Below are 11,346 nucleotides of genomic sequence, written 5' to 3'. Positions count from 1 at the left end.
CTGGCGATCACCCGACGAGTACGAAGCCAGCTATCATCACCGGGTTCCTACTGGAACCAGATAATCCGCTCTCTGGATTAGCGGGGGAACCTCAGGTGGGAACATCTTCGGCAATCAGGAAGGCGACCAGCCCATGCTGACGGCTGACTAGCAGTGCGTCAACTTCTACCTTCTCGTCAGCCGTGGCGAGCACCGGATACCCCAAGTAGACAGTGCCGTCACTGACAGCGTCGGTCAAGGTGTCCGCAAGCGAGCGTGCAGCGCTTCGATTGCGACTTGCGCCGCGAACGACTTCCAGGGGCACGATACGACTCCTACTGCTGGGTGTTCGCGTTGTCCGCGAGTCTGCTCAGTCCATCTTGGCGTTGCTCCTTGGAGGATATCGGACCCGTGACCGCAGATTTGGACACTGTCTCCCGGCGCCGCCGCGCGTGCACGCGACCGAGCGGCCCCAGGATGAGCTGAGATTCTGGACGATCCGCGCGACGCGAAGCGATGGACGTTGCGCGGGCAGCGATCAGCTGATGATGAACGGAGCGGCGCGGCGCGAGGTACTGGAGTAATGGTCACTGATGAACTCGATCACTGCGTAGACACCGGCCTGCGCGTACCCCTGCACAGGAGACAACTGGATCGCGACCAGGTCGGCCGTCTGGTCCAGATGAACCCACCTGCACCCCAAGTTCCCTATGCGACACCGCAGTGTTCACACCAAGCACCGATGGTGTCAGCCAAGACCTCGCCGCCGGGGGTTCCGTAGCACGTCGGCGGCAGCCTCAACGCTCAGAGGATGCCACCGCAAGGCGACAAGTCTATGACGCCGGTAGGCCACGCCTCAACTTGGCTTTTAGTCGCCCTTCGTCCTAACTGGCAGTCCGACTTCGAAATTTGGTCGCCAGACCCTGATCTCGCATATCCCTGGACTGCTCTACACTCAAACGTGCCAACTAACTAGCTTGTGTCAAGCCAGCGCTGGTCGATTACCCAATCACGAACGCCCTGAGCTTGTAGCTTGGGGCGTTCGGCGTTCGTAGGTCCGCCGCCAGCACTCGCATGGCGCCTGCGCCCGATGACCAGGCATCTTCTATCGCGCCCGGTTATGCGTCCAGTCGCAAGAAGAGGCTCATACGACCGCACGCCTGGTTGCCGAATACGCGGACCGATCACACAGACGCCACGCGTCAGCCAGTGCCAACTCTCCTCGACCCACACCACTGGTGATCCAGCAGAGCAAGCTGCCGGATTGACCGACAGCTCGAAGGTTCGCGGGCACGCAACCCGGAGGTTCCATAGGAGCAACCGGAGACGATCGGCACTCCGACCGCTTAGCAGAGCGACCGCTGATCGAACGCCGTCACGATCGAGGCGGTGCCCAACCGACGGCTCGTCAAACCGATTGATCGGCGTCGGGACCGACTGAGCGGCAAGTCAGACCCGGTCTACGACGCTGCCCGCCCCGACGAGCGATCAGCACTGGGGGTGACCCCATGGAGCAAGCCGCAGAGTGACTTAGTTTGCAGCGCCCGGCAAGTTTGGAACGGAATTCTTGGCATACTTTTGGTCGCAGGCATCAAACCAGAAAGGTCAGGCGCGGTTACCGCGCCTGACCTGGTGTTTATGCTCCCCCATCTGGACTCGAACCAGAAACCTGCCGATTAACAGTCGGCTGCTCTGCCAATTGAGCTATAGGGGAATGGTGCTCCGAGTGGTTAGACTCGGTCGGTCTGCCTTGGCGGGCTGACCGAGATGAAACTTTAGCGCATGGGATCGCCGGTTCCCAAATCGGGGCACTACCTGCGGACATGCGGCGGTTTGTGGTGCGTGGGCGGGTCGACACGGGTGGGGCCGCTGGGGCAGGATGGAGCGCGCACACAGACGTGGGAGGAGCTCCAGGAGATGCTGCGGTTGATCATCGGCGTAGCGGCCGGTTATGTGCTGGGCACCAAGGCCGGGCGCGCGCGCTACGAGCAGATCAGTGCGGCGACCAGAGCCGTCACGGGAAGCCCGGTCACCAGGAAGCTGGTGTCGGTGAGCAGGCAGAAGCTGTCGGACAAGTTGAGCACCCGCCCGCAGCTCGAACCGATGGAGCCGATCGACGAGCGCACCACCGTGCTGGTGCCGCACGACCAGCTGCGCCGCTGACTCAGACCCCGGCGGGGTCGGTCTCGCTGCCCATCGCCTGGGCGGCGAGGCTCTTGCGGTACTGCTCGAGCGCCACCAGGTCGCCGAACAGGGTCATGTAGGTGTCGGGTTCCTCGCTGGCCGAGAGGCGCTGCAGCTTGGATTTGAGCTCGGCGATCTGGCGGCCCACCCAGGCTTCCTGGGTGCGCGCGAGAATGCCGGTGATGAAGCGCGGCACATCGTTCTGCGAGCGCACGGGCAGCTGCTCATTGGCGAGTTCGGAGACGAGGGCGCGGATCATCAGGTCGTCGGTGTGGTCGGCGACGGCGGCGACCCATTCGGCGCCGCCGAGTCCAGCGGCCGTGCCGCCCGCCTGGGCGATCATGATGCGCACCGCGACATAGGCGGGATGGGTGAAGGCGGCGGCATCGATGGAGTCGAACACGGCACCCGCGATGCCGGGGTATTGCAGTGCGGCACTGAGGGTTTGCCGTTGGGCGTAGAGGGCCGGATCGTTCGGCGCCGGGCGCACCGAGGAGTCCTCCTCGACCTTGGGCGCCGCGAACGGCGCGGCGCCGGGCTTGCCCGCGGGCGCGTTGGCGCCCATCCGGTTCTTCTTGGCTTCCTCGCCGACGCGGCGCACGACGAGCTGGATGTCGTCCCAGCCGACCCAGCCCGCCAGCTTGGTCGCGTAACCCTTGCGGGTGGCGTTGTCCTTGATCTGGGCCACCACGGGCACCGTGCGGCGCAGCGCCTCCACGCGGCCCTCGACGTCGTCGAGGTTGTGTTCGGCGAGCAGACCGCGAATCACGAACTCGTAGAGGGGGGTTCGGCGGGCGACGAGGTCACGCACGGCCGCGTCACCCGAGCGCTGACGCAGCTCGCACGGATCCTGGCCGTCGGGCGCGACGGCGATGTAGGTCTGGCCCGCGAGGCGCTGGTCACCGCTGAACGCCTTCAGCGCCGCCGCCTGGCCCGCCGCGTCACCGTCGAAGGTGTAGATGATCTCGCCGCGCCAGAAGTTGTCGTCCATCAGCAGCCGGCGCAGCACCTGCAGGTGCTCCTCGCCGAAGGCGGTGCCACAGGAGGCCACGGCGGTCTTCACCCCGGCCAGGTGCATCGCCATCACATCGGTGTAGCCCTCGACGACGACGGCCTGGTGCCCCTTGGAGATCTCGCGCTTGGCGTGGTCGAGACCGAACAGCACCTGGGACTTCTTGTACAGCAACGTCTCCGGCGTGTTCACGTACTTGCCGGGCATGGTGTCGTCATCGTAGAGCTTGCGCGCGCCGAACCCGATCACCTCGCCGCCGAGGTTGCGGATCGGCCACAGCAGACGGCGATGGAACCGGTCGATCGGCCCGCGCTTGCCCTGCTTGGACAGGCCGGCCGCTTCCAGCTCCTTGAACTCGAAACCCTTGCGCAGCAGGTGTTTGGTGAGCACGTCCCAGCCGCCGGGGGCGTAGCCGCAGCCGAACTGCTGGGCGGCGGCACCGTCGAAGTTGCGGTCGGTCAGGTACTTGCGGGCCGTCTCGGCCTCGGGCTCGCGCAGCTGCGCCATGTAGAACTCGTGCGCGGCGGCATTGGCGGCGACCAACCGGGAGCGGGTGCCGCGGTCGCGCTGGACCGAGGTGCCGCCGCCCTCGTAGTTGATCTGGTAACCGATCCGGTCGGCCATCTGCTCGACGGCCTCGACGAAGCCGATGTGCTCGATCTGCTGCAGGAACTTGTAGACGTCACCGCCCTCGCCGCAGCCGAAGCAGTGGAACAGGCCGTGGTTGGGCCGCACATGGAACGACGGGGACTTCTCGTCGTGGAACGGGCACAGGCCCTTCATCGAGTCGGCGCCCGCCCGTTTGAGCGCGACGTACTCACCAACCACGTCTTCGATCCGGACACGTTCACGGATCGCCGCGATATCGCGATCTGGGATTCGTCCGGCCACGAGAGAAGTCTAGTCGGCCGGTCTCAGCGGCAATCCAGCGAGGCGGCGACGCGCTCGAAGCGGCTCTCGGTGTAGGAGGCGATCTGGTCGATCACCACGCGCACGCGGGCGGTGTCGTCGGTGGCGGCGTTCCACCACGGCAGCATCAGGGCGTCCAGGTGGGCCGGTGCGGTGGTGACCAACCGGTCGGCGACGGCCTGCACCCTTTCCCGCTGGGTCTGCTGCCTGGCCAGGTGCCCACGGTCGGAGCGCACGTAGCGCAGAGCCACCGTCTTGAGCACGGCGACCTCGGCGGCGACGATCGGCGGCACGATCAGATCCGCCTGGTAGCGGGTGAGCGGGCCGCCGCCCTGGTGCTCGCGGGTCGCGGCGATCGCGGCGGTGGCGAAGCGGCCGACCAGCTCGCTGGTGAGACGTTTGAGGGCCACCGACGCGGCGAAGGTGCCGTCGTAGTCGGCGGCGTCGGCCACCACGTCCAGTTCGGACAGGCGCTGGGCGGCGGCGGCGAGCGCGTCGATCGACTGGTCGGGGTGCTGGCCGTGGCCCTGTTCGGCGAGGGCGGCCTGTTCGGCGGGGTCGGCCAGGGCACGCAGGTCGATCCGGCCGACTATCACGCCGTCCTCCACGTCGTGCACCGAATAGGCGACGTCGTCGGACCAGTCCATGATCTGGCATTCCAGGCTCTGCTTGCGCTCCGGCGCGTCCTTGCGGATCCAGGCCAGACGCTCGAGATCGTCCTCGTAGGCGCCGAATTTGGTGCCGGAACCGCTTCTGCCCCAAGGGTATTTGAGGGTGGCATCCAGGGCGGCGCGGGTCAGGTTCAGGCCCGCGCTCTCCCCCGACGCGTCGAGCACCTTCGGCTCGAGCCTGGTCAGGATGCGCAGGTTCTGCGCGTTGCCCTCGAAACCGCCGTATTCGTCGGCGAATTCGTCGAGCGCGCGTTCACCGTTGTGGCCGTAGGGCGGATGGCCGATGTCGTGGGCGAGGCCGGCCAGGTCGACCAGGTCCGGGTCGGCGCCGACGCCGTCGGCGATGCTGCGGCCGATCTGGGCGACCTCGAGCGAATGGGTGAGCCGGGTGCGCGGGGTGTCGCCCTCGCGCGGACCCATGACCTGCGTCTTGTCGGCGAGGCGGCGCAGGGCCGCGGAGTGCAGGACGCGGGCGCGGTCGCGGGAGAACTCGCTGCGGTGGCCCTTGCCCGCGGCGCCGGGCCACGCGGTCTTACCCGGCTCGTGGACCATCCGTTCCCGGTCGTGCGGTGTGTAGCTGTCGCTCATCAAATCTCACTGTCCCGCCGTGTAAGAGAAGTCTGCCGAGAAATGGGTGAGCTGGTACCACAGCAGCGCGCCGGTCTCGCGGGCGATGCCGTGGAACTGCGACTCCCTGGTGTACACCGCCGGTCCGGTGCGGGTCGGCGCGGTCCACGCGTCCAGCCCGGCGTCGCGAGCCATCGTCCTGGTGCGCAGTGAATGCCACGGGTCGCTGACGAGTACGGCCGATGACATGTCGCGCGCCCGCATGGCGGTGGCCACCGCCTCGACGCTGCGCAACGTGTCGGAGCCGGTCTCGACGGCGAGGATGTCCTCGCTGGGCACGCCCTTGTCCTCGAGGTAGCGCTTGCCGGAGGCCGCCTCGGTGTAGAGGTCGCCCTCCTGCTTCCCGCCGACGGTGATCACCCGCGGCGCCACGCCCGCCTCGTAGAGCCGCCAGGCCTGGTAGAGCCGCGCCTCGAAGACCGAGGACGGTGTGCCCGAGTACTGCGCGGCGCCGAGCACCACGATCGCGTCGGCGGAGCTGTAGTCGTCGATCCGCGCGACCTGCCAGACCCGGACCGCGGTGCCCGCGACCAGCACGATCCCCATGAGCACCGCCCCGGCGATCAACCGGCCGATCCAGCGCGACACCGAGGACCCGAACCCGCGCGGACGGGAAGCGGCCGGGGCGGGAGCGGTCGTGCGCGGGAAACCCGATCTCATCCTGATCAGTCTGCCAGGTCGGGCCGACACGCGATCACGCCAGCGGTCACCGCCCGATTCCGGTCCGGTGAACGGCCGTCGGCGGGCCCGGCGCGGTCACCAGCCGCGTTCGCGCCATTCGGCCAGGTGGGGGCGTTCGGTGCCGAGGGTGGTGTCGTCGCCGTGGCCCGGGTAGACGACGGTGTCGTCGGGGTAGCGGTCGAAGAGCTTGGTGGTGACGTCGCCGAGCAGCGTGTCGAAATCGGCGGGGCTGTGCGTCTTCCCCACTCCCCCGGGGAACAGGGAGTCGCCGGTGAACAGGTGGGTGCGGTTGTCCTCGTCGACCAGGGCGAGGGCGATCGAGCCGGGGGTGTGGCCACGCAGGTGGATGACGGCGAGGGAGAGGTCGCCCAGTGGCACCGTGTCGCCGTCGGCGAGGAGGCGGTCGGGTGGGACGGGAAGGGAGCCCGCGTCAAGGGGGTGGGCGGCGGTTTCCAGGTCGAGCGTCGTGGAGACCTCGGCGAGGGCCTGCCAGTGGTCGGGGTGACGGTGGGTGGTGATCAGCAGTTCGACCCGGCCGGGCGCTTCCTGGCCGACCAGGTCGAGGATGCGGGCGGCGTCGTTGGCGGCGTCGATGAGGACGGCGGCACCGGTGGCCGTGTGCTGCACGAGGTAGGTGTTGTTGTCCATCGGGCCGACGGACATCTTCACGATGCGGGCGCCGGGGACATCGCGCTGCTCGGCGGCGCCACCCGCGGTGACATGACCGGTGTAGGGGCGATCGACTGTGACCATGCGCCGATCGTAGAAGCCACGCTCGGCGCCGTCGTACCCGCGTGGTCGGGCGCTGCCCGTTAGATTCGACACATGCCGCCGTCGCAGAAGAGTTCGGCCGTTCCGGTTCTCCCCGCTGTGCTGTGCGCGGTGCTCGCCGCGCTGAGTCTGCTGTGCGCGCCGACGGCCACGGCCGAGCCGCCGTCGCGGATGGGTCCGCAGGTGGTCGACGCCGCCGACGTGCTGAGCGGCGCCGACGAGAGCCGCGTGCTCGACGCCGTTGACCGGCTCTACCGCGAGCACCAGGTGAAGCTGTGGGTGATCTACGTGCGCGACTTCGCGTCGATGGCGCCGCGGGACTGGGCCGCGCGCACTTCGGAGCTGTCCGGCTTCAGCGATCGCGATCTGCTGCTGGCGGTAGCGGTCGACGACCGCGGCTACTGGCTGAACGGCACCCTGCCCACCGAGGTCAGCGACGGCGAACTGGATTCGCTGCTGGCCGGCACGGTGGAACCGGCGCTGCGCGACCGGAAATGGGCGCAGGCCGGGGTGGACACCGCCGACGGGATCGGCGCGGCGATGCGCGGCGCCGGTGGGCCGTGGGGGTGGCTGCTCGGCATCGGACTGGTGGTCGTCGCCGGCGCGGGCGCGCTGATCCTGTTCTCCCGCAAACGCCGCCGCGACGCCGACCGTGCCGAACTGGGCACCGCGCGCGGACTCGATCCCGCAGACTCGGCGGGCCTGGCGAAGCTGTCGTTGCCCACGCTGCACGCGCTCTCCCGCGAGCGCCTGGTGGAGATCGATGACGCCGTGCGCACGAGCGAAGAGGAATTGGCCCTGGCCACCTCGGAATTCGGGGAGACCGCGGTGACCCCGTTCCGCACCGCGCTCGACGCCGCCCGCGCGGCGACGGCGAAGGCGTTCACGATCCGGCAGCAACTCGACGACGCCCTCCCCGAGACCCCCGACCAGCAGCGCGCCCTGCTCGTCGAGCTGCTGTCCACCGCGGGCAAGGCCGACCGTGAACTCGACGCGCAGGTCACCGATTTCGACGCCATGCGCGACCTGCTCATCGACGCGCCGGCCCGGCTGGACGGGTTGACCCGCGACATCGTCGACCTGACCGCACGGCAACCCGCCTCCGACGCCGAACTGGCGCGGCTGCGTTCGGCCTATCCCGCGACCGTCCTGGCCCCGGTCGCGGACAACGTGCGCATGGCCACCGAGCGGATCCGCTTCGCCGAGCACAACATCGACACCGCCCGCGCCGCGCTCGCCCAGCCGGTGGGTCAGCAGGGCGGCGCGGTCGCGGCGATCCGCGGCGCCGAAGCGGCCATCGGGCAGGCCCGCACCTTGCTCGACGCGGTCGACCAGGCGGCGACGAACATCCAGCAGGCGCGCGACGGATTGCCCGCCGCCCTCGACGAATTGCGCACCGACCTCACCGCCGCCGCGGGTCTCACCGAGTTCGGCGGACCGGAGCTGGCGGCGGCCGTCACCGCCGCCACCGCGACCACCGACCGCGCCGCGGCCGCGGCCGACACCGACCCGCTCGGCGCGTTCCACGACGCGGTGTCCGCCGACGCCGAGCTGGACCGCGCGATCGCGGCGGCCTCGGATCGCAAACTCGCGGTGGAGGATCTGCGCCGCAGGCTCGAGCGCGCGCTCACCGACGCCGACGCGCGGGTGGCGGCCGCGTCCTCGTTCATCACCACCCGGCGCGGTGGGGTCGACGCCGAGGCACGCACCCGGCTCGCCGAGGCGCAGCGCCATCTCGCCGAGGCACGCGGGCTCGACGCCACCGCCCCTGACCGCGCGCTGACCAGCGCGCAGACCGCCGCCGAGCTGGGCGGGCGAGCCCTGCAGCAGGCACAGGCGAGCGTGCGGGCCTGGGAGCAGCGTCAGCCCGTGGCCGGCGGCGGCTCGCAGGCAGGCGCGATCCTCGGCGGCATCCTGCTCGACGGATTCCTGCGCGGCTCGATCGGCGGTGCCACGCGCGGTGGCGGCGGCGGATTCGGTGGCGGGTACCGACCCGGGTCCTATGGCGGATCGTCGGGCTCGCGCCGGGTGAGCCGGGGCGGCCGATTCTGACGCGCCTTGACTCTCACACCGTGTGAGGTCCTACACCGGAGGGCGTCATGTTCAGTATCGGAGATTTCGCCAGACACGGTCAGGTGTCGGTGCGCATGTTGCGTCACTACGACGCGGTCGGGTTGTTGCGGCCCGCCCGGGTCGATCCGGCCACCGGCTACCGGTTCTACACGGCCGCGCAGCTGGCCCGGCTCAATCGGCTCGTCGCGCTCAAGGAGCTGGGGTTCACGCTGGAACAGGTGGGCCGGATGCTCGATCCGGGTCCCGGCCCGGCGGAGTTGCGCGGCATGCTCACGCTCCGCAGAGCCGAGCTGGCACAGCGGATCGCGGCCGACAACGCCCGGCTGACCGATGTCGAGGCGAGACTCCGCATCATCGAGAAGGAGGGCGTCATGCCCGAGCAAGACGTGGTGCTCAAATCGGTGGCCGCGGTGCGGGTGGCCCGAGCCATCGGGGTGGCGGCGAGTTTCGAGCCGCAGGCGATCAGCCCGGTGATCCAGCCGCTGTTCAGTGATCTCAGTGGAGGACAACGGCTATCGCACGGCGGCACCGGTCCGCGAGGTCACCCTGGAGTGGACCCCCGATCCCGCAGGCTGGGTCACCGAGCTCCAGGAGCCGATCGCACCACGCTGATCGAGCATGGGAATTGTTGTCGGACAGTCGATCTAGGGTTACGGAAGATCGACGAGAAGAGGACACAGACATGCTGAAGTACCGGATCACCGTGGCGGCCGTGGCGTGCGCCGCGCTCCTGGCGGGCGCCGGCCTCGCCCAGGCGGCAACTCCCGAGGGGGAGCAGCTCTTCCTCGACACGGCACGCCACGTCTCGCCGTCGCTGTGGTGGCAGGCCGACGAGGGCCTGCTCGACGTGGGCTACGCGATGTGCGAGGTGTTCGACTCGCGCGGGGTGAGCCCCGAGGTGCTGGGCAAGGTCATCGAGTTCGGTACGGAGGGTGGGTTCACCGAGCCGGAGACGCGCAATCTCATGGGCGCGGCCACCCGCGGGCTGTGCCCGCAGCACGGTGACGCGCTGATGATCGCGTTCGACCAGATGGTCGCCGGCGGCTAGGCGCTGGCCGCCTCCGCCGCGGCGGGGCGGCCGGTCAGCTCGGCGGCGAGCGCGGGCAGCAATTCGGTCGCCCGCGGTCCGCCGCCGAGTCTGGCCAGGGTGAGGCGGCCGAGATAGGTGTAGACGAGGAAGGTCACCGCGGCCGAGGCGCCGGTCGACGGACGCGGATGGGCCGAGAGGTAGACGATCTCGTAGTCGTCGAGGAGCAGGCCCGTCGGCGCGCGGAAGGTGGGCACCGTGCCGGTGTTGGTGAGCGCGATGTGCCCGGCGGTGGAGTGCACGCGGGTGGGCCCGAAGAAATCGGGGAAGTGCAGGACCGACTGTTCGATGACGCCCGAGGCCAGGTCGTCGTGCAGGGCGCGGCCGATCCGGCGGGCCAGCGCGACGAGATCGTCGGTGCCTGCCGCGTCGGTGGTGAAGGCGGCCAGGCCGGAGACATTGGTGCCCGCGGCGGGCGCGAGCGGCGGATCGAGGCGCCTGCGCAGGTCGACGGGATAGAGGCAGCCGACCTGCTCCACGCCGTAGAGCGTCGCGAACGCGCGCAGCGCGGCCGCGGTGACCAGACCGTTCACACTCACCGCGTGGGTGCGCGCCAGGTCGAGGACTCGCGCGGTCTCGGTGGGGTCCAACTGGATCCGGGCGGGCCTGGCCAGGGCGGGCGTGGCGGGTGGCGACGGCTCTATCACCCCGACCGCGTCGGCGACGACCAGCGGCCGGACGACGGGCTCGAGCCCCGACCGCGGCCCGCGCACGGTTCCCCGCTCGGCCAGCAGCGATTCCAGCGATACCGGGTACTCCCTCGGGGCGGCCGCGATCGTCCCGGTCTCCACGTGGTCGGTGTAGTAGCCCCACAGCCGTGCGAACAGTTCCACGCAGTGCCCGGCATCGGCGACGGCGTGGTGCACGAACAGCGTGATCCTGGCCCGATCCTCTTCGGCCAGAACGACATCCAGGTAGGCCAGCTGCGCGCTGGGATCCATCGACTCGGTCGGTATCCGTACCTCGTCGGGATCACCGAAACTCACCCAGGCGCCGACCGGATCGATGTGCCCGGGGCGCAACAGGATTCCGTTCTCGTCGGCGTCCTCGACGATCCGCGCCACCAGGATCGGGAACGCGCGCTGCAGGGCCGCGAAGGCCGCGCCGAGCGCTGCCGCGTCGAGTTCACCGCGCACCGTCACCGATCGTCCGGTGTACGTCGCGTGCCGCACGAATCGCTGTTCGGAGGGGTCGAGCACCCGCACCACGTCTTCCGGTTCCCACAGCACACCGGACACTGTGAGGCACGCGGCCACCGGACGCAAACCGTCGGGTACGCAGTGTGATCGCCTCCACGACGCGCGGGCAGTCGCTACCGGCCCGCGACGCGACGAAGCCCGCGCCGGCGGCCG

10 protein-coding genes and 1 tRNA gene are annotated in these 11,346 nt (G+C 69.6%); 4 read left to right on the top strand and 7 right to left on the bottom strand.

Translation table 11 applies throughout. The features are described from left to right. Positions 1-91 precede the first annotated feature (91 nt). Both DFR69_RS34165 and DFR69_RS22635 read right to left on the bottom strand, forming a co-directional pair. Positions 92-304, bottom strand: coding sequence for a hypothetical protein (locus DFR69_RS34165; RefSeq protein ID WP_146229401.1), 213 nt, complete (start codon positions 302-304; stop codon positions 92-94). A gap of 1,316 nt (positions 305-1,620) precedes the next feature. Continuing rightward, positions 1,621-1,693, bottom strand: a tRNA-Asn gene (locus tag DFR69_RS22635). Between the two features lie 203 nt (positions 1,694-1,896). Between DFR69_RS22635 and DFR69_RS22630 the strand changes: the two genes are divergently transcribed. Beyond that, positions 1,897-2,142 carry a hypothetical protein gene (locus tag DFR69_RS22630; RefSeq protein ID WP_110039640.1) on the top strand — a complete coding sequence of 82 codons (246 nt, stop codon included), beginning with the start codon at positions 1,897-1,899 and terminating at the stop codon, positions 2,140-2,142. Between the two features lies 1 nt (position 2,143). Here DFR69_RS22630 and dnaG read toward each other — a convergent pair whose 3' ends face one another. The 4 genes from dnaG to DFR69_RS22610 all read right to left on the bottom strand — a co-directional run bounded on the left by dnaG (position 2,144) and on the right by DFR69_RS22610 (position 6,816). Further along, positions 2,144-4,066 carry a DNA primase gene (gene dnaG, locus DFR69_RS22625; protein WP_110039598.1) on the bottom strand — a complete coding sequence of 641 codons (1,923 nt, stop codon included), beginning with the start codon at positions 4,064-4,066 and terminating at the stop codon, positions 2,144-2,146. A gap of 23 nt (positions 4,067-4,089) precedes the next feature. Continuing rightward, a complete protein-coding gene (locus tag DFR69_RS22620; RefSeq protein WP_110039597.1) occupies positions 4,090-5,343 on the bottom strand; it encodes a deoxyguanosinetriphosphate triphosphohydrolase in 1,254 nt (417 codons plus the stop codon). Positions 5,344-5,349: 6 nt separating this feature from the next. After that, entirely contained in the window at positions 5,350-5,928 is a 579-nt protein-coding gene (locus tag DFR69_RS22615) for a YdcF family protein (protein WP_373867122.1), read from the bottom strand. Between the two features lie 210 nt (positions 5,929-6,138). Then, positions 6,139-6,816 (bottom strand): MBL fold metallo-hydrolase, encoded by a 678-nt coding sequence (locus DFR69_RS22610; protein ID WP_110039595.1) that lies wholly within the window; start codon positions 6,814-6,816, stop codon positions 6,139-6,141. A gap of 72 nt (positions 6,817-6,888) precedes the next feature. Between DFR69_RS22610 and DFR69_RS22605 the strand changes: the two genes are divergently transcribed. From DFR69_RS22605 to DFR69_RS22595, 3 genes are read left to right on the top strand one after another with little or no spacing between them, the layout of a single operon-like run. Beyond that, positions 6,889-8,886, top strand: a complete 1,998-nt coding sequence (locus tag DFR69_RS22605) for a TPM domain-containing protein (RefSeq protein ID WP_110039594.1) — start codon at positions 6,889-6,891, stop codon at positions 8,884-8,886. A 47-nt stretch (positions 8,887-8,933) separates the two neighbouring features. After that, a complete protein-coding gene (locus tag DFR69_RS22600) occupies positions 8,934-9,596 on the top strand; it encodes a MerR family transcriptional regulator (RefSeq protein WP_244198402.1) in 663 nt (220 codons plus the stop codon). Then, the gene (locus tag DFR69_RS22595; protein WP_110039593.1) at positions 9,590-9,955 is read left to right on the top strand and encodes a DUF732 domain-containing protein; all 366 of its coding nucleotides are present in this window, start codon (positions 9,590-9,592) and stop codon (positions 9,953-9,955) included. Before DFR69_RS22600 ends, DFR69_RS22595 begins: the two co-directional genes overlap by 7 nt. On the opposite strand, the gene DFR69_RS22590 is transcribed toward DFR69_RS22595, so the two are convergent. Continuing rightward, positions 9,952-11,223 (bottom strand): phthiocerol/phthiodiolone dimycocerosyl transferase family protein, encoded by a 1,272-nt coding sequence (locus DFR69_RS22590; RefSeq protein ID WP_110039639.1) that lies wholly within the window; start codon positions 11,221-11,223, stop codon positions 9,952-9,954. The genes DFR69_RS22595 and DFR69_RS22590 overlap by 4 nt on opposite strands. Between the last annotated feature and the right edge of the window lie 123 nt (positions 11,224-11,346).

The sequence above is a fragment of the Nocardia neocaledoniensis genome, from assembly GCF_003182135.1.
GTDB lineage: Bacteria > Actinomycetota > Actinomycetes > Mycobacteriales > Mycobacteriaceae > Nocardia > Nocardia neocaledoniensis.
The sequence above is the reverse complement of the archived record's forward strand: the minus strand, read 5'-3'. Positions and strand labels throughout refer to the sequence as shown.